The organism is Streptomyces sp. NPDC052040 (assembly GCF_044548405.1).
GTDB lineage: Bacteria > Actinomycetota > Actinomycetes > Streptomycetales > Streptomycetaceae > Streptomyces.
On the sequence record NZ_JBIUBV010000024.1, the window covers coordinates 47,987 to 66,405 of the forward strand.

General features: G+C 73.2%; 12 protein-coding genes. 6 read left to right on the top strand and 6 right to left on the bottom strand.

Annotated elements, in window-relative coordinates; genetic code table 11:
• Positions 1 to 54 precede the first annotated feature (54 nt).
• The 5 genes from ACIHAA_RS30380 to ACIHAA_RS30400 all read right to left on the bottom strand — a co-directional run bounded on the left by ACIHAA_RS30380 (position 55) and on the right by ACIHAA_RS30400 (position 10,084).
• Positions 55 to 2,307, bottom strand: a complete 2,253-nt coding sequence (locus ACIHAA_RS30380; RefSeq protein ID WP_399822788.1) for a CDP-glycerol glycerophosphotransferase family protein — start codon at positions 2,305 to 2,307, stop codon at positions 55 to 57.
• A 164-nt stretch (positions 2,308 to 2,471) separates the two neighbouring features.
• Positions 2,472 to 3,380 carry a carbohydrate ABC transporter permease gene (locus ACIHAA_RS30385; protein WP_399822790.1) on the bottom strand — a complete coding sequence of 303 codons (909 nt, stop codon included), beginning with the start codon at positions 3,378 to 3,380 and terminating at the stop codon, positions 2,472 to 2,474.
• Entirely contained in the window at positions 3,377 to 4,657 is a 1,281-nt protein-coding gene (locus ACIHAA_RS30390) for a carbohydrate ABC transporter permease (RefSeq protein ID WP_399822841.1), read from the bottom strand. Before ACIHAA_RS30390 ends, ACIHAA_RS30385 begins: the two co-directional genes overlap by 4 nt.
• Positions 4,658 to 4,736: 79 nt before the next feature.
• Positions 4,737 to 6,125: an ABC transporter substrate-binding protein gene (locus tag ACIHAA_RS30395; protein ID WP_399822792.1), complete on the bottom strand. Its 1,389-nt coding sequence runs from the start codon at positions 6,123 to 6,125 to the stop codon at positions 4,737 to 4,739.
• 221 nt (positions 6,126 to 6,346) lie between these two features.
• Positions 6,347 to 10,084: an FHA domain-containing protein gene (locus ACIHAA_RS30400; RefSeq protein WP_399822794.1), complete on the bottom strand. Its 3,738-nt coding sequence runs from the start codon at positions 10,082 to 10,084 to the stop codon at positions 6,347 to 6,349.
• 460 nt (positions 10,085 to 10,544) lie between these two features.
• Between ACIHAA_RS30400 and ACIHAA_RS30405 the strand changes: the two genes are divergently transcribed.
• The 4 genes from ACIHAA_RS30405 (at position 10,545) to ACIHAA_RS30420 (ending at position 16,096) form a co-directional block, all read left to right on the top strand.
• Entirely contained in the window at positions 10,545 to 12,254 is a 1,710-nt protein-coding gene (locus tag ACIHAA_RS30405; RefSeq protein ID WP_399822796.1) for a serine/threonine-protein kinase, read from the top strand.
• Between the two features lie 367 nt (positions 12,255 to 12,621).
• Entirely contained in the window at positions 12,622 to 13,854 is a 1,233-nt protein-coding gene (locus ACIHAA_RS30410; RefSeq protein ID WP_399822798.1) for a serine/threonine-protein kinase, read from the top strand.
• 160 nt (positions 13,855 to 14,014) lie between these two features.
• On the top strand, positions 14,015 to 15,121 hold the full coding sequence (gene prfB / locus ACIHAA_RS30415; RefSeq protein ID WP_399822800.1) for a peptide chain release factor 2: 1,107 nt from the start codon (positions 14,015 to 14,017) through the stop codon (positions 15,119 to 15,121).
• Positions 15,122 to 15,454: 333 nt separating this feature from the next.
• A complete protein-coding gene (locus ACIHAA_RS30420; protein WP_399822802.1) occupies positions 15,455 to 16,096 on the top strand; it encodes a hypothetical protein in 642 nt (213 codons plus the stop codon).
• Between the two features lie 194 nt (positions 16,097 to 16,290).
• On the opposite strand, the gene ACIHAA_RS30425 is transcribed toward ACIHAA_RS30420, so the two are convergent.
• Complete coding sequence (locus ACIHAA_RS30425; protein WP_399822804.1) at positions 16,291 to 16,482, bottom strand: hypothetical protein; 192 nt, start codon at positions 16,480 to 16,482, stop codon at positions 16,291 to 16,293.
• A 247-nt stretch (positions 16,483 to 16,729) separates the two neighbouring features.
• On the opposite strand from ACIHAA_RS30425, the gene ftsE reads away from it, so the two are divergent.
• A complete protein-coding gene (gene ftsE / locus ACIHAA_RS30430) occupies positions 16,730 to 17,419 on the top strand; it encodes a cell division ATP-binding protein FtsE (RefSeq protein ID WP_359396975.1) in 690 nt (229 codons plus the stop codon).
• Positions 17,420 to 17,447: 28 nt separating this feature from the next.
• Positions 17,448 to 18,368 (top strand): permease-like cell division protein FtsX, encoded by a 921-nt coding sequence (gene ftsX, locus ACIHAA_RS30435; RefSeq protein ID WP_399822807.1) that lies wholly within the window; start codon positions 17,448 to 17,450, stop codon positions 18,366 to 18,368.
• Positions 18,369 to 18,419 lie beyond the last annotated feature (51 nt).

Consider the following 18,419-nt stretch of genomic DNA (forward strand, 5'->3'; position numbering starts at 1 on the left):
CGGCCGGGTGGGGGTGGGTCTGCGCGGCATACGGAACTCCGGGTGCGTCGGGGGCTACAGGCGTCCGGCGGCCGGGACGGCACCCGCGGGCGCCGGAACGGCGGCCGGAGCCACGGGGGTTGGCGGAGCGGTGGCGGACGGGACCGGGTGGCGGCCCGAAGGGGGGATCACCGACGGCAGCACGGCGCTCTCCCCGAGCACCACCCGGCGGGCGATCCGCTCGGCGGCGCGCCCGTCGTCGCAGGGGCAGAAGCGCTCGCGGAAGGCGGCCCGCAGCCGTGCCGAACGGGAGCCGCACCAGTGGCCGGTGGTGAAGATGTCGATCAGCTCGTCCTCGCTGTGTGCCACCGCGCCCGGCGGGAAGGACCGGACGTCGAAGCAGGTGCCGCGGGCCGCCTCGTACGCCTCCCAGTCGTCCGCGTACACCACGATCGGCCGGTCCAGGTTGGCGTAGTCGACCATCAGCGAGGAGAAGTCGGTGATCAGCGCGTCCGCGGCCAGGCACACCGACTCCACGCTCGTCCGGCCGCTCACATCGATCAGCCGCCCGCCGGTGGCCCGGGTCAGCGGTTCGCCGTACGCGGGGTGCGCCCGGGTCAGCAGGACGAAGCGCGGGCCGAGTCTGCTGAGGAAGCGTTCGAGGTCGAGTCCGGGGCGGGGGCCGCGGTGGTAGTCGCGGCCGGTCGGCGCGTACAGGACGGCCACCGCGTCCGCGGGGATGCCCAGCGTCTCGCGCAGCCGGGTCACATCCGCCGAGGTCGCCCGCGCGAAGACGTCATTGCGGGGGAGACCGTACTCCAGGGTGGTGAAGCGGGACGGGAACACCCGCTCCCACACCAGGCTGGAGTGGCGGTTGCCGGACACCACGTAGTCCCAGGTGTCGGCGGAGCGCAGCATCCGCGCCAGATCGGTGTCGCGGGCGGCGGCCGGGCGGTCCCGGAGGTCCAGGCCCATCCGCTTGAGCGGGGTGCCCCGCCGGGTCTGGACCAGGATCTGGCCGCGCCGCTTGACCACCTCCGGGCCGAAGTCGGCGTTGTGCACGAGATACCGGGAGCGGGCGAGCGCCGTCCAGTACGCGGCCGTGCCGGGCCGCAGCCGCCGGGTGGCCGCCGGGACCGTGTGCCGGTGCTCGGGGCGGGCGATCCAGGCGGTACGGATCCGGGGGAACAGCCGACGGAACGCGGACTCCAGGGCCGCCGGGTTGCAGGTGTAGCCGCCCTCGGCCGTGGCGAAGACGGCCCGGTCGTCGCGCAGCGGCAGCCGCGACTGGAGCCGGTAGTGCGCCCGCAGCGCCACCCCGGCCGCCCGCCGCCCGGCCCCCGCGGCCAGCCGCCGGGTGCCGTGGACCAGCCGGGACGCCAGCGACAGCAGCCGGAAGGTGCGGTGCGCGCCGAAGCGGACCAGCAGATGGCGCGGGCGCAGCGGGGCACCCGGGGTGCGGTGGCGGCGGTAGTGGTCGCGGGCCAGGCGCAGGAACTCGCCGTGGCTGCCCCGCGGCAGCCTGCCGCGCCGCGCGAACACCGTGGCCAGATGGTCGACCATGCGGCCGAACAGCACCGGCCGCCAGCGGTCGAGTCCGGGGTGCGCGTCCAGATGCGCGAACACCCGGTCGTACTGGTCGAACACATCGAAGTGGCGTCGGCTGGTCGAGCCCAGGATGCTGCCCTGGCGGCGCTGGCGGTAGTGGACGCAGACCCGGTCGAGGGTGGCGATCGTCCCGGCGGTCAGCAGCACCGGGAAGGTCCAGGGCGTGTCCTCGTAGTAGCCCGGCGGGAAGGTGAAGCCCTCGCGCTCGACGAACTCCCGGCGGTACGCCTTGTTCCACACCACCATCAGCAGCGAGAGCAGCCCGGGCCGGTCGTCGAGGCGGAAGGGCGCCGGGCCTTCCTCGGTGAGCAGGCCGGACAGCCGGTTGCGGACCGTCCGGCCGGTCCAGTACGTGCGGGCGTAGTCGAAGACCAGGACGTCCGGGCCGCCGGTCGCCGCCAGCCGGTCCGCGATGTCCTGGAGGGCGTCCGGGGCCAGGGTGTCGTCGCCGTCCAGGAAGAGGACGTAGTCGCCCCGCGCCTGCTCCAGACCGGCGTTGCGGGCGGGCCCGAGCCCGGCGTTCTCCGGCAGGTGCAGCGGGCGCACCCGGGCGTCCCGGGCGGCGAACTCGTCGATCAGGGAGCCGCAGGCGTCCGGCGAGCAGTCGTCCACGGCGATCAATTCGAGGTCGGGGTACGACTGTTCCAGCACGGACGTGAGGCATTCCGCCAGGTAGGCCTGAACCTTGTACGCGGGAACGATGACACTGAACCTGGGCAAGGGGAATCCATGGGTCGGCGCGGGCATACTGCCCGAAAACGTCCGATGGAGTGGTTTGGTTACGCCCGGGTGCGGCATGAGGGGGAACGGGGAAGGAAACCCCAGGTGAACGGCGCGGGGTGGGCCGGGGACCGGTCCACCCCTGAACTGCCGTACTAGTGACGCTACTTGACGGCTCCGGCCGTCACGCCCGAGACGAACTGGCGCTGGAACGCGAAGAACACGGCCAGCGGGATCACCATCGACAGAAACGCGCCGGGCGCCAGCACATCGATGTTGTTGCCGAACTGGCGGACCTGTGTCTGGAGGGCCACCGTGATCGGCTGGGTGCCCGACTTGGTGAACACCAGCGCCACCAGCATGTCGTTCCACACCCACAGGAACTGGAAGATGCCGAGGCTCGCGATCGCCGGGCCGCCCAGCGGCAGCACCACCCGGGCGAACAGCCGCAGTTCACCCGCCCCGTCCAGGCGCGCCGCCTCCAGCAGCTCCCGGGGGATCTCCGCGAAGAAGTTCCGCAGCAGGAACACCGCGAAGGGCAGGCCGAAGCCGGTGTGGAAGAGGACCACCCCGAGGACCGTCCCGAACAGGCCGATCCTGCCGAACAGTTCCGCGAGCGGGATCAGCGCCACCTGCACGGGCACCACCAGCAGCCCGACCACCCCGACGAACCACCAGTCGCGGCCGGGGAACTCCATCCAGGCGAAGGCATAGCCCGCCAGGGAGCCGATCGCCACCACCAGGGCCGTCGCGGGCACGGTGATCAGGACCGTGTTCAGCAGGGAGTGGGTGATGTCCCCGTTCTCCAGCAGCTTCCGGTAGCTCTCGAAGGTCAGCCGGGACGGCTTCTGGAGGACCGTCCACCAGCCGGAGGCGCTCATGTCCGACGGCGAGCGCAGCGAGGACAGCAGCAGCCCGACCGTCGGCACCAGCCAGAACAGTGCCACGGCGATCAGGAACAGCCGCACCAGACCGCCGCCCGCGCGCTCCGCGAGCCGCGCGCCGAGCGAGCGCCGCGCCCGGACCGCGGTGCCGGGCGCCGCCGCCGGGAGCTTTCGGACCCGGGCCGTCATCGCCGGACCTCCCGCCGCAGCCGCCGGACATTGACGAGCATCACCGGGACCACCAGCAGCAGCAGAAGCACCGCGATTGCGCTCGCGACGCCCGGCTGGTCCTCCGAGAAGCCCTTGCGGTACAGCTCCAGCGCCAGCACGTTCGCGTCGTCCTGGGAGGAGCCCGGCGGGATGATGAAGACCAGGTCGAAGATCTTCAGCACATTGATCATCAGCGTCACCGCGACCACCGCGAGCACCGGAGCGAGCAGCGGCACCGTGACCCGCCGGAACACCTGCCACTCGTTCGCGCCGTCCACCCGCGCCGCCTCCAGCAGTTCGCGGGGCAGGCCCGCGAGGCCCGCCGCGATCAGCACCATCGCGAAACCGGCCCACATCCACACGTACGCGCCGATGACGGCCGGGGTGACCAGCGACGGACCCAGCCAGTCCACTCCGTTGTACGGCTCCTTGAAGTTGGCCGCCGGGAGCCGCAGCAGGGCGCCGTCGGCCCGGGCGGGCAGGGTGAAGGTGCCGTCGGCGGCGGCCTTGGCGGAGGCCACGACCCGGCCGTCCCGGACGGCCTCGATCCGCATCCCGGCATAGCCCAGCTCCGGGGCGTCGACCACGCCCAGCCTGCCGACCCCCTTGCCGCGGGTGAAGTCCTGCCAGGTGGTGCCGGTGACCTTCCCCGGCTCGGGCACGGCCGCCACGGCTCGCCGCGCACCGTCCGGCATCCGGTCGGGGGCGACCCCCACCAGCGGCAGGGCGGCCGGCTGCCCGGCGTGGACCGGGGCCCGGGTGACAAAGCCGCCGCCCTGCGCCACCAGTGGCGACTCCCGGCCGGGGTGCGCCTTCGGGAACGCGGACGACGGGGCGAAGGTGTCATGGACGCCCACCCACACGGCGTTCGCCACACCCCGGTCCGGGTCCTGGTCGTACACCAGCCGGAAGATGATCCCCGCCGCCAGCATCGAGATCGCCATCGGCATGAAGACGACGAGCTTGAACGCCGTGCCCCAGCGCACCCGTTCGGTGAGCACCGCGAAGACCAGGCCGAGGGCGGTGGAGACGGCCGGGGCGACCACCACCCAGATGATGGTGTTCCGCAGGGCGGTGCGGATGCCGTCGTCGGTGAACAGCGCCCGGTAGTTGCCGAATCCGGCGAAGCCGTGGCCGGAGGCGGTGCCGAAGCTGCGGACCACCGAGTACCCGATCGGGTAGACCACGAGCGCGCCCAGCAGCACCAGCGCAGGCAGCAGGAACAGGGCCGCCACGGCCCTGCGGGTGCCGGTCACGCTCCTGCGCGGACGGGGAGCGGGCGGTGTCGCCGGGCCCTCGGCGACACCCTCCGCGGCTGCCGCCGCCACGGCCGGATCAGCTCCCGCTTCCGTAGGCCGCCGCCGCGTCCTTCTCCAGCTTCGCCTGGGTGCCCGCGATGTCCGCCGGGTTCTTCAGAAAGTCCTGGAGGTCCTTCCACTCGCCCTTGCCGGGGGTGCCGCCGAACGCCTGCGGGGCCTGGTCGGACATGTCGAAGCGGAAGTCGTCACCGGCCGCGATCAGCGCCTTGGCCACCTTCTGCTGCACCGCGTTGGGGTACGCGGACAGCGGGACCCCCTTGTTCGGGGAGAGATAGCCGCCGAGCCGGGCCTGCACGGTGGCCGCGTCCGGCGAGGCGAGGAAGGTGACCAGCGCCTGCGCCGCCGGGGAGTCCTTGAGGACGACCGCCGCGTCGCCGCCGGAGACCACGGGCGCCCGGCCCCCGACCGCCGGGAACGGGAACACCTTCGCCTCCGTGCCCACCCTTGCCTTGGTCTCCCCGATGTTGACCTGCGCGAAGTCGCCCTCGAAGACCATGCCCGCCTTGGGCTGGGCGCCTCCGGTGAAGGTCTGGGTGACGGAGGCCGGGAACTCGGTCTGGAGCGCGCCGTCGGCGCCGCCCGCGAGGTAGTCCTTCGTGCCCCAGAGCTGCGCCAGCGTGGCCAGCGCCTGCCGCACGGACGGATCCGTCCACTTGATCCTGTGCTGGGCGAGCCGGTCGTACTTCTCCGGGCCCGCCTGGGACAGATACACGTTCTCGAACCAGTCGGTGAGGGTCCAGCCGTCGGCGCCGCCGACGGAGAAGGGGGTGACCCCGGAGTCGTAGACGCTCCGGGCGGTCTTCAGCAGGTCCGCCCAGGTCGCCGGTTCGGTGGCCCCCGCGTTCGCGAAGACCTGGGCGTTGTACCAGATCAGCGACTTGTTGGCGGCCTTGTAGTACGCCGCGTACTGGGTGCCGTCGACCTTGCCGATGTCCTGCCAGCCCCGGGAGTAGTTCTTCTCGATCTGGGCCCGGGCCTGGGCGCCTAGGGGCTTGGCCCACTTCTTCTGCACGGCCTGCCGTACGGCGCCGGGCTGCGGGAGCAGGGCGACGTCCGGCGGCTGACCACCGGCGATCTTCGAGCCGAGGAAGTTGACGATCGGGTCCTGGGCGGGCACAAAGGTGACCTTGGCGCCGGTGCGTTTCTCGAACTCGGCCAGCACCTTCTTGAAGTTGGCCTGCTCGGCGCCGGTCCATACGGCGGCGACCTCCAGGCTCTGCCCGTCCAACTCGGGGAGGGCGACGGTGGCCGCGGAGGGCGTGCCCCCGCTCTGCTTGCCGTCGACGCTCTTCTTGTCGTCGCCTCCGCCGCACGCGGTGAGCGAGAGCGCAAGCGCTCCCGCGAGGAGGGCGGCCGCGGTCCTGGCGGCCCGGACGGTCCGGATGGTGCTGCTCGTCCTGCGCATCGCTGCCCCGTTCTGGTGCCTCGTTCTGTGTCCCGTCGAACGTCGAGCACGGTCCCGTGCGCTCCGGTGTACGCGGGGACGATCGGGGCGGCAAGAGCGCATGCGCCGTCAACGGGGCGATCGTGACCGCCTCGTGACGTACCGTGAGTGCCTCGCCCGTCCGCCGCTCGCGGCCTTCTGCGGCTACGCCCCGCCGGGCGCAGCCTCCCGGCGGACGGGGACTACAGCAGCGAGGGCATCTCCGCGGCCGACACCGAACGGGCCGCCCGCTCCAGCGCGCTGGCGAGGAGGGCCAGGTCGGTCGGCCCGTTGCCCAGTTCCCGGACCGGGCGGCGCGCGGGCGGGTCGCCCATGCGGTGCCACTCCAGGGGCAGGACGGTGGGGCGCAGGGTCGCCGTGCGGGGGATCCGTCCGGTGATCCGGCCGCCCTGGAAGGGGGTCACCCGGGCGTCCGGGCCGGTCAACCGGCCCCGTCCGGGCGCCGGTTCGTCGGGTCCGGGCGCCACCGGGTCCAGGGCGATCCGGAGCGAGGCCGTGCGCGTGGGCTCCCAGTCCGCCGTCCGGCCGCCGAGGCCCGCCGCGGCGACCAGATGCACCCCGAGCCGCTCACCGTCCCGGGCCACCGCCTCCAGGGCCCGGACGACCGAACCGGCGGCCGGACGGCCGGGCGCGCCCAGCGCGGGGGACAGCAGCGCGTCCAGATCGTCCACCAGCACCACGAGCCGGGCTGGCGGCGGCACCGGTTCGGGCCGCTGCCGTGCCCCGGGCCGCAGCCGCAGGGTGGTGCTCGGCGGGGATTCCAGATCGCCCCCGGCCGGGGCGCTCGTGCGCTGCGGGCCGATCCGCCCCGACAGCCCCCGCTGGGCGTGCCACTCCGCGAAGCCCAGCCGCCCCAGCAACTCCCCGCGCCGCTTCAGCTCCGCACTCAGGGACTGCGCGAACTCCCGCATCCGGACCGGGTCGTTGGCCAGCAGATGGGTGGTGACATGCGGCAGGTCCGTGACCACCCGCAGGCCCTCGCCGTCGGGTGCCCCGTTCGGCCCGCAGCCGCCGCCCTCGACCAGCACGATCCCCAGCCGGTCGGGCCGCTCGGCGGACGCGAGCGACGCGGCCACCGAGCGCAGCAGCTCCGTACGCCCGCTGCCGGACGGCCCCTCCACCAGCATGTGCGGCCCGTCGACGGCGAGATCCACGGTCACCGGACCGCGCGGCCCCGCGCCGAGCACCGCCCAGGCGCGCCCGCCCGGCGACCGGGTGTCGTCCGCCGCGTCGGCCCAACGCGCCATCAGGGAAGCCGGGGTGGCCCGTGCCAGCCCCAACTCGTCCAGCAGCCGGGCCGCCTGCGGCAGCGGCACCGACACCCGGGGGTGCCGGTCCCCGGCGCCATCGGTGCGCAGCGGCGCGAGCGCCCGCGCGAACCGCTCCGCCCACGCCGGGGACACCGCGTCCACCGCCGCGACCGTGCCGTGTCCCACCGGGGCGCGAGGCCCGCGGGGGTCCCCGCCCCCGCCGGGCGCCACCCGCAGCAGCCGCAGCGCCGTCGCCACCTCGCCGCACAGCAGCGCGACCGCCCCGCACTCCCGGAACACGGGCGAGGCCGCGCACGCCGCCTCATAGGTCTCCGTCACCGGAGAGGCGGGGGAGGCGGAGGGCGCCTCGGCCAGACAGAGCACATGGATCCCGGCCCGCGCCCCGTGCCGCGCCAGCCGCGCGACGGCCTCGCGCACCTCGGCGGTGCCGGGGTCGCCGTCCACGACGACCACCGTGTACGGCCCGGGAAAGGCACCCGGCGACCCGTCGTCGTCCCGCGCCCAGGAGGGGCGGCGGAGGGCGCCTCGGGTGCCGGGGGCGGCAGCGGTGAGCGGGCCGGTGGAGACGGAGGGCGCGCCGCTGCCGTCCGTGGTGGGGGCGTTTGCGGGGTACGACTGGTCTGTGCCGGAGCCTGGATGGGAGCCGTGGCTGGAGCCGGGGTGGGAGACCGGGCCGTTCTTCCGGCCCGCCGCAGGTCCTTCGAGGTCCGCCGACTGGTCGTCGAGGCGGCGCAGCAGTTCCTCGGTACGCGCCGCGGCCTGCTCGCGGTCGTACGCCAGCAGCAGCCGGCAGTCCTGGCCGTGCGCCGGGCGCAGATGCGGCAGCCAGCCGAGCCAGGCCCAGTCGGCGGTGCGCTCCTGAAGCGGGCGGGAGCGGTCGGAGCTGATCAGGACCAGCTCCAGCGTGTCGGGGGAGTGCAGCGCGGCGAGCTGCGCCACCACCGCGCGCGCCAGCCCGCCGAGCCGCGCCCGGGGCCCGGCCAGCCCGAGGGAGCCCGCCTCGCGCAGCCCCGCGGTCACCGGCACCGCGGGCAGCAGCCCTGTGCCGTCCGGCGCCGTCCGGTCGGCCGTGCCCAGCCGCACGGTGAGGGTCTCCGGATGGCCGGGTCCGCGCTCCCACAGCCGCGGCCCGGGGCCGAGCGCGCTCAGCAGCAGTGCCGCGAGATCCGGCCAGGTCTCGGGGGCCGGTGCACCTGAGGGCGCGGGCGCCGGGGCGACGCCGGCAAGGTCCAGGCCGGGACGTGCGGTGACCGCCCCTTCGCCGCGGCCCCCGGTGAAACGCCGGGCCCAGGCGCCGAAGCCGCCGCGCCTGCGCGCCCCGGGCACCGCCTCCCCGCCCGGAATCCCGATGCCGGGCGCTTCGCCCTGCCCGGCCACGGTGGGCGCCATGGGGCCGGGCACGTCCGGGCGCCCGGGAGCAGTCGGCTCCGCCGGGCCGTGCCCCTGAGCCCCGGCGGTGGCCCCGCCGGAGGCGCCCCACCCCCCGGTACCGAAGCCGTGGTGGGTGTCCCCGGAGGCGAGGGCGGGCCCGCCCCGCCCGGGGGTGGCCGCGCCGCCGGAGTACGTGTCCGTGTCGGAGGTGTCCGCGCCGTACGTGCCCGCGTCATGCGTGTGTGCGTCGTATGGGCCTGCGTCGTACGGGCCCGCGTCTCCGCCCGCGGGGTTCCCCCTGCGCTCCGGAACGCTCTCCCCACGCGCCTGCGGCACCCTCCCCAGGCGCGGGGATCCGGCCGCGTACGGGGATCCGCCGGTGTGCGGGGCCTCGGCCGCGAACGGGGATCCGGCCGTGTACGGCGTACCACCCGCATACGGCGTACCACCCGCATACGGCGTACCACCCGCGTACGGCGAACCACCGGAGCGCGCGGAACCCACCGAGCCCGCGGAACCCACCGAGCCCGCGGCCCCCTCCTCCGCGGCAGTCCCCCCAGACTCCCCAGTTCCCCCGTTCCCCCCAGTCCCCACCGTCCCCGCGATCCGCACCTGACCCTCGCCGTCCGGTGCCGTCCGCACGCGTCGGTGCGCGCCGGGGGGAGCCAGCCGCAGGGCCGATTCCCCGAGGCGCAGCAGCGCCCCCGGGGCCAGCCGTACCGGGCGGTCGGTCACCTGCCTGCCGTCGAGCACCGTGCCGTTGGTGGAGCCCAGGTCGGCGACCGAGACACGGCCGTCGGCGGCGACCGTGACCGCGCAGTGCAGCCGGGAGACATCGGGGTCGTCCAGCGGGACGTCCGCGTCGGCGGAGCGGCCGATGCGCACCGCACCGCCGTGCAGCAGATGGACACCGCCCGCGTCCGGACCCGCCACCACATGCAGCTGGGCGGCGTCCTCGTCGGGCTCGGGGCCCGGCTCCGCGGGCGCGCCCAGGGTCAGCACCGCGCCGTCCAGCAGCGGCGGCTCGCCCAGCGTGCAGCGCTGCGGATCCAGCCGCTCGGAGCCCGCGTAGAGCACCGGGGCACCGGCGCCGGGCTCCCGGCCGCGCTCGGGCGCGGGGGCTCCCCCGGCCGCGCCGACCGCCGAGGCCAGGCCCGAGGACACCGCGGCCAGTGCCGTACCGGCGGGGGCGGTGACCAGGACGTCGCAGCTCGCGGGGCGCACCCGGGACTCCGGGAGCGGGCTCCCCGGGTCTACGACGGTCAGCCGGATCTGCATCGCCGTCTGCGGTCCCTTCTGCGCGGGCGCCCGCGCACGAGGGCGGAGCCGCGCCGCGGTCCCCCCACCGCGAACTCCCCCCACCGCGCACGAGCACAGCGGCCAGTACGGAATGCATCCTTGCACCTGCCACCGACAACGCGCCCGCCCTCCCGGGCCAAGTGATCTTGATTGGTCGGCTCTGCCCGCAAAAGTGCCTGACCATAGCCCGGCCGGTGGCCGCTTGAGATCGGTCACGTCCGGCCGCGGCAACCAAGCGACCCGGGGGAGCGTCTTCTCCTCGAACACACGTCTGCGGACACGCGCGGGAAGCGGAACGCGGGACGGACAGGACGACCCGGACGACAGGTAGTGCCGTCCCGTGCGGCACTACAGTGGGTCGGAACACGCTCGGCGCACCGGGGCGGTGACCGGAGCCGGGGGTACGGACCAGGCAAGCAAGCAGCAGGGAGCGCATGACGTGCGGCCGGTAGGCAGCAAGTACCTCCTCGAGGAGCCGCTCGGACGCGGCGCCACGGGCACCGTCTGGCGGGCCCGCCAGCGGGAGACCGCGGGTGCCGAGGCGGCCGTGGCCGGCCAGCCCGGCGAGACGGTCGCGATCAAGGTCCTCAAGGAGGAGCTGGCGAGCGACCCGGACATCGTCATGCGGTTCCTTCGGGAGCGCTCCGTCCTGCTCCGGCTCACCCACCCCAATATCGTCCGGGTGCGCGACCTGGTGGTCGAGGGCGATTTGCTGGCGCTGGTCATGGACCTCGTCGACGGCCCCGACCTGCACCGCTACCTCCGCGAGAACGGGCCCTTCACCCCGGTCGCCGCGGCTCTGCTCACCGCGCAGGTCGCCGACGCGCTGGCCGCGAGCCACGCCGACGGCGTCGTCCACCGCGATCTGAAGCCCGCGAACGTCCTGCTGGCGCAGCAGGACGGCCAGATGCACCCGATGCTGACCGACTTCGGCATCGCCCGGCTGGCCGACTCGCCGGGCCTCACCCGCACCCATGAGTTCGTGGGCACACCCGCGTATGTCGCGCCCGAGTCCGCCGAGGGCCGCCCGCAGACCTCCGCCGTCGACATCTACGGCGCCGGAATCCTGCTGTACGAGCTGGTCACCGGCCGTCCGCCGTTCTCCGGCGGGACCGCCCTCGAGGTCCTCCACCAGCACTTGAGCGCCGAGCCGCGCCGCCCCTCGACCGTGCCCGAACCGCTGTGGACGGTCATGGAGCGGTGTCTGCGCAAGAACCCGGAGGACCGGCCGAGCGCCGAGAACCTGGCGCGTGCGCTGCGGGTGGTCGCCGAGGGCGTCGGTGTGCACGCGAGCGCCGCGCAGATCGCCGCCGCGGACGGGGTGACCGCACTGCTCGCCCCCGACCCGGACCCCGCCCCCGTGCCCGGCTCCGCCGAGCCCACCCAGGTGCTGCCGCAGGGCGCGGCCGGTGCGTACGACCCGAACGCGGCGACCAGCTTCCTGCCGCACACCTCGGGCCCCGTGGGCGCCGCGGACCCCACGGCCGTCCTGCCGAACCGGGGCGCGGCCGACCCGACGGCCGTGATGCCGCCGGTACCGCAGAACGGGCCCGGTGGCGGCCCCGGCCCCGAGGAGCCGCACCCCTGGCAGAACCAGCTGCGCGCGGCCCGCGACCGCAACGAGCAGACACAGGTCCAGTCGTATCTCGACCCCGGCGAGGACCCGCTGCGCCGCCGCCCGCAGCGCCAGGTGGCACGCCCGCAGCAGAGCCCCCAGCAGCCCCGCCAGCAGCAGGGCCCGGGCTACGGCCAGCCGCAGCAGCCCCAGGGGTACCCGCCCCAGCGGCAGCAGTACGCCCCCGCGCAGCAGCAGCAACCGCAGCAGCGGTACGCGCCCCAGCAGCAGTCCCAGCAGCGCTATGCGCCCCAGCAACAGCAGCCGCAGCAGCAGCCCCAGCGGCCGGAGCCGCGTCCGGCGCGCGAGCCGCGGCCCCCGCGCCAGCGCAGCGCCAACCCGATGAGGATCCCGGGTCTCGGCTGCCTGAAGGGCTGCCTGTTCGTCATCGTCATCCTGTTCGTCGCCGGATGGCTGGTCTGGGAGTTCAGTCCGCTCCAGGACTGGATCGGCACCACCAAGTCGTACTGGGGGCTGCTGAGCAGCTGGTTCGACAAAGTGAGCGGCTGGATCGGCGACTTGAGCTCCCGTTAGCGGACCCGGCGGCCCAGGGCCTCTCGTGTGGATCATGCCGGGCTCGCGGGCCCTGGCACCGCGCCTCGCGGCGTTGTCGTCGGTTGCCATGGCTCCGCCATGACGCCCTCCTCCGCCTTGCGGTGCACGGCACCAGACCCCGCTCCCTGATCCGGCCCGATCCCAACGAAAGACCCTGGCCGGGCCGCGAGTTTGGGGATTTGTCGACATCCGGGGGGTGATTTCCGCCTCGGCGGTGAAGGTTGCCCCTCCGGACGCGTAGTTTTGTCGATCGGGGGCCGGACGCGCCCGCGGCGCCGGCCGCTCACGCGCCGCCAGGACCCCGCACGGCGCAGCGTCGGCAACAGGCGTCCCAGTAGGAGCAGTCTTGGCACGGAAGATCGGCAGCCGGTACACCGCGAACCAGATCCTGGGACGGGGGAGCGCCGGCACGGTGTGGCTGGGTGAGGGTCCGGAGGGCCCCGTCGCCATCAAGCTTCTGCGGGAGGACCTCGCCTCCGACCAGGAGCTGGTGGGCCGCTTCGTCCAGGAGCGCACGGCGCTGCTGGGGCTGGACCATCCGCATGTGGTCTCCGTACGGGACATGGTGGTCGACGGCACCGATCTGGCGCTGGTCATGGACCTGGTCCGGGGCACCGATCTGCGCACCCGGCTGGAGCGGGAGCGCCGCCTCGCGCCCGAGGCGGCGGTGGCGATCGCCGCGGACGTGGCGGACGGTCTGGCGGCGGCGCACGCGGCGGGCATCGTGCACCGGGACGTCAAGCCGGAGAACGTGCTGCTGGACATGCAGGGTCCGCTGGGGCCGGGCGGCGCGCACCCGGCGCTGCTGACCGACTTCGGCGTGGCCAAGCTGATCGACTCGCCGCGCCGCACCAAGGCGACCAAGATCATCGGAACCCCGGACTATCTGGCACCGGAGATCGTGGAGGGGCTGCCCCCGCGGGCCGCGGTGGACATCTACGCGCTGGCCACGCTCCTCTACGAGCTGCTGGCGGGCTTCACCCCCTTCGGCGGCGGTCACCCCGGAGCGGTGCTGCGCCGCCATGTCACCGAGACCGTGGTCCCGCTCCCCGGCATCCCCGAGGAGCTGTGGCAGCTGATCGTCCAGTGCCTGGCCAAGGCCCCCGCGTCCCGGCTGCGCGCCTCGGAGCTGGCGGCCCGGCTGCGGGAGCAGCTGCCGCTGCTGGCCGGAATGCCGCCGCTGGACGTCGACGAGCCGGACACCGAGGCGGCGGAGGAGCCCCTCGAAACGGCCGAGCCCGGGGAGCCCGCGGCAGCCCGGGTGCGGCGCGGGGCGGTGCCGCTGGTGCCCGGGGCCAAGCCGGACTCCAGCCGGGACACCCATACGTCGATGCGGGTGCCCGCCCCGGACGAGCTGGCGGGCGGCGCCCGCGGCACGGCCCGCGCGCCCCGGACCCCGGGCGCCCCCCGCCCGGGCTCGGCCCGCCACCGCGCGCAGGCCCGCCGCCGCCGGATCGCGCTCGGCGCGGCCACGGCGGCACTCCTGGCGGCGGTCGGGGTGGGCGCCTGGCTGGCCACCTCGGGGGACGACGCGTCGGGCCCCTCGGACACCCGGAACTCGGCCCCGGCGTCTCCGTAACCGGGGATTCCGCCTTTCCGGGGCGGTGCCGGTGCCCTGCGTGACCAGGGGGCGGCGCTGGGTGACCGGGCTTGCGGCGGGCGCGCTCCCGGGGCGCGTCTCCCCGGAAACCGGTGGTTGACGGGCACTGGCTCGCCGGTGGAGCCGTTACGCTGGATGCGTGGCAGTCGTCGATGTATCCGAAGAGCTCAAGTCCCTCTCCTCGACCATGGAGTCGATCGAGGCCGTTCTGGACCTCGACAGGATGAGGGCAGACATCGCCGTGCTCGAGGAGCAGGCGGCCGAGCCGTCCCTCTGGGACAACCCGGACGAGGCGCAGAAGATCACCAGCAAGCTCTCCCACCTCCAGGCCGAGGTGCGCAAGGCCGAGAGCCTGCGCGGCCGCATCGACGACCTCGGGGTGCTCTTCGAGCTGGCCGAGGCCGAGGACGACCCGGACGCCCGGGCCGAGGCCGAGGGTGAGCTCACCGACGTCCGCAAGGCGCTGGACGAGATGGAGGTCCGGACGCTCCTCAGCGGTGAGTACGACGCCCGCGAGGCGCTCGTCAACATCCGGGCCGAGGCCGGCGGCGTCGACGCCGCCGACTTCGCCGAGCGGCTCCAGCGCATGTATCTGCGCTGGGCGGAGCGGCACGGATACAAGACGGAGATCTACGAGACGTCGTACGCGGAAGAGGCGGGGATCAAGTCCACCACCCTCGCCGTCCAGGCCCCGTACGCCTACGGCACCCTCTCCGTCGAGCAGGGCACCCACCGCCTGGTCCGGATCTCCCCCTTCGACAACCAGGGGCGGCGCCAGACCTCCTTCGCCGGTGTCGAGATCCTGCCGGTGGTCGAGCAGTCCGACCATGTCGAGATCGACGAGTCCGATCTGCGGGTGGACGTGTTCCGCTCCTCCGGCCCCGGCGGCCAGGGCGTCAACACCACCGACTCCGCCGTGCGCATCACCCACCTGCCCACCGGCATCGTGGTCACCTGCCAGAACGAGCGCTCGCAGATCCAGAACCGCGCCTCCGCGATGAACGTCCTCCAGGCCAAGCTGCTCGAACGCCGTCGGCAGGAGGAGCAGGCCAAGATGGACGCCCTCAAGAGCGACGGCGGAAACTCCTGGGGCAACCAGATGCGTTCCTACGTCCTGCACCCGTACCAGATGGTCAAGGACCTGCGGACCAACTTCGAAATCGGCAACCCCGAGGCCGTGTTCAACGGTGAGATCGACGGGTTCATCGAGGCCGGAATTCGCTGGCGCAAGCAGCAGGAGAAGTAGTACCGCCCGCCTCCGCGGCATCTGCGGCACCACCCCCCGAAACAACGTTTTATCGACAAGGCAACTGCCCCGGGATCAGGGGCAGTTGCCTTTTCCGTTCCCCAATGTCTGGGTTTTGCATCACACTTACAGCCCAACCTCTCTCGCAAAAGACGCCTTACCGGACATCGCGTACGCAACGACCTTGACGTTGCATTGAAAAATCGGGAAGGTGAGGCTCGGCATGCGTATCCAAGGGGCGCATGTGAACCGGGGGGCTCAGCGCATTCGCCCCCCACGCCGTGGCCCCGTGCGCTGCTCCAATGACGATCAGCTACTGGGGGTAGCAGCCAGATGACCAAGAAGACGCGGATCCGCGTGGCGCGGATAGCCGCAGGCGTCGTGATCGCCGCGGGTGCGTCGCTGACCGCCGCGGGCGCAGCCTCGGCGCTCGACGTGAACGTCGGCATCTCCGTCACCGGCGGGCCCGACGACCCGACCCTTCCGTCGCCCAGCGACACCGGGATCCCGACGGACGAGCCGAGCACGCCGACGGACCCGGTGACGCCGACGGACGAGCCGAGCACGCCGACGGACCCGGTGACACCGACGGACGAGCCGAGCACGCCGACGGACCCGGTGACGCCCACCGGCCCGACCGATGAGCCGACGCAGCCCACGGACAACCCGACCGAGCCGACGGACGAGCCGTCCGACAGCGGCGGCGGCAGCCAGGGCGGCGGCGGTGGCGGCAACGACACCAACCCGGACGGCGGCAACGGCCCGGTCCAGCAGGGCAAGGGTTCCTCGGGCCTGACCGACACCGGTTCGGACGCCTCGAACGCCACCGCCCAGGGCGGCGGCAAGCAGCTGGCCGAGACGGGTGCGGGTCAGACCGCGTTCCTGCTGGTCGGCGCCGCCACCATGATCGCCGGTGGCATCGGCTTCCGGGTGCTGCCGCGCCTCATGGAGGGCCGCGGCCAGGCTGCCGCCTGACCCGCGGGCCCGTAGGCCCGCCCGCCCGGCAGTGACAGGCGTCCGCCTGCCCCACCCGCCCCCCGGGGAGGCAGGAGCACGGTGAGAAGGCCTGGCAGGGCAAGAAACGCGTGAGAAGGGCCCGGGGCCATCGCCCCGGGCCCTTCCCGTACGCCGTACGTCCTGGCTCGCGGCGGCGGCCGTACCGCCGTGCGCTATGCCGTCTGGTGCGCCAGCAGCGCCACGGCCGCGATCAGCACGGCCAGCAGCGCGATCAGCGCCGCGGGGCTGAGGCCCGCCCAGGGGCTCTCCTGCTGGAGCCGCTCCCGGCTCGCGCGGCAGACGGGGCAGCGGCCCTCATTGACGGGCGCCGCACAGTTAGCGCACACCAATCGGTCGTACGTCATGCGCCTCGCCCTCCTTGTGCCGCTTCCACATGCACAACGCCTACGGGAACGCGACCGTTCCCCACACCACTGTGCCAGGTTCCGCGAGCCGCTGCGCGGGGTCGGCAGCGCGCGCATCCGGCGGCGGGCACCCTCGGACGCGGGGACAAAACGTGCAACTCTCGTGCAACCCCTCCCGGCGACTGCGCTTGCACACCCGCTTCGCGTATGGTCACGCTCACCTACTCCAACGGCCCGTGGTGCATCCGTGATCCGATTCGACAACGTGTCCAAGGTCTACCCCAAACAGAACCGCCCTGCCCTCCGGGATGTCTCCCTGGAGGTGGAGAAGGGCGAGTTCGTGTTCCTCGTGGGGTCCTCCGGCTCCGGAAAGTCCACCTTTCTGCGGCTGATCCTCCGCGAGGAGCGGTGCAGCACCGGGCAGGTGCATGTGCTGGGCAAGGACCTCGCACGCCTCTCCAACTGGAAGGTGCCGCAGATGCGCCGCCAGCTGGGGACGGTGTTCCAGGACTTCCGCCTGCTGCCGAACAAGACGGTCGCCGAGAACGTGGCCTTCGCGCAGGAGGTGATCGGCAAGTCGCGCGGCGAGATCCGCAAGTCCGTGCCCCAGGTGCTCGACCTCGTCGGGCTCGGCGGCAAGGAGGACCGGATGCCCGGCGAGCTGTCCGGCGGTGAGCAGCAGCGCGTCGCCATCGCGCGGGCCTTCGTCAACCGGCCCAAGCTGCTGATCGCGGACGAGCCCACCGGCAACCTCGACCCGCAGACCTCCGTCGGCATCATGAAGCTGCTCGACCGGATCAACCGGACGGGCACCACCGTGGTGATGGCGACCCACGACCAGAACATCGTGGACCAGATGCGCAAGCGCGTCATCGAGCTGGAGAAGGGCCGTCTCGTCCGCGACCAGGCGCGCGGCGTCTACGGCTACCAGCACTGAGTTCCACGGAAAGGCTTGAGCAGACGCCATGCGCGCCCAGTTCGTTCTGTCGGAGATCGGTGTCGGTCTCCGCCGCAACCTGACGATGACCTTCGCGGTGATCGTCTCGGTGGCCCTCTCCCTCGCCCTCTTCGGCGGTTCACTGCTGATGAGCGACCAGGTCAACCAGATGAAGGGCTACTGGTACGACAAGGTCAACGTCTCGATCTTCCTGTGCAACAAGAGCGATGCGGAGTCCGACCCCAACTGCTCCAAGGGCGCGGTCACCGAGGAGCAGAAGAAGCAGATCCTCGGCGATCTCGACAAGATGACGTCCGTCGTCCAGAAGGTGACCTACGAGTCCCAGGACGACGCCTACAAGCACTACAAGGAGCAGTTCGGCGACTCCCCGCTGGCCAGTTCGCTGACCCCGGACCAGATGCAGGAGTCGTACCGCATCAAGCTGAAGAACCCGGAGCAGTACCAGGTCATCGCGAGCGCCTTCAACGGCCGTGACGGTGTGCAGTCGGTGCAGGACCAGAAGGGCATCCTGGACAACCTCTTCGGCCTGCTGAACGGCATGAACTGGGCGGCTCGCGCGGTGATGGCGATGATGCTGGTGGTCGCGCTGATGCTGATCGTCAACACCGTGCGCGTCTCCGCGTTCAGCCGCCGCCGCGAGACCGGGATCATGCGCCTGGTCGGCGCCTCCGGCTTCTACATCCAGGCGCCGTTCATCATGGAGGCCGCGGTCGCCGGAGTCATCGGTGGCACCCTGGCGTGCGGATTCCTGCTGGTCGCCCGGTACTTCATCATCGACCACGGCCTGGATCTGTCCCACAAGCTGAACCTCATCAACTTCATCGGCTGGGACGCCGTGCTGACCAAGCTCCCGCTGATACTCGCCACCAGCCTGCTGATGCCGGCGCTGGCCGCGTTCTTCGCGTTGCGCAAGTACCTGAAGGTGTGACGCACACCAAGAGGGCCGTACGGGCAACCGTCCGTACGGCCCTGTGCGTTG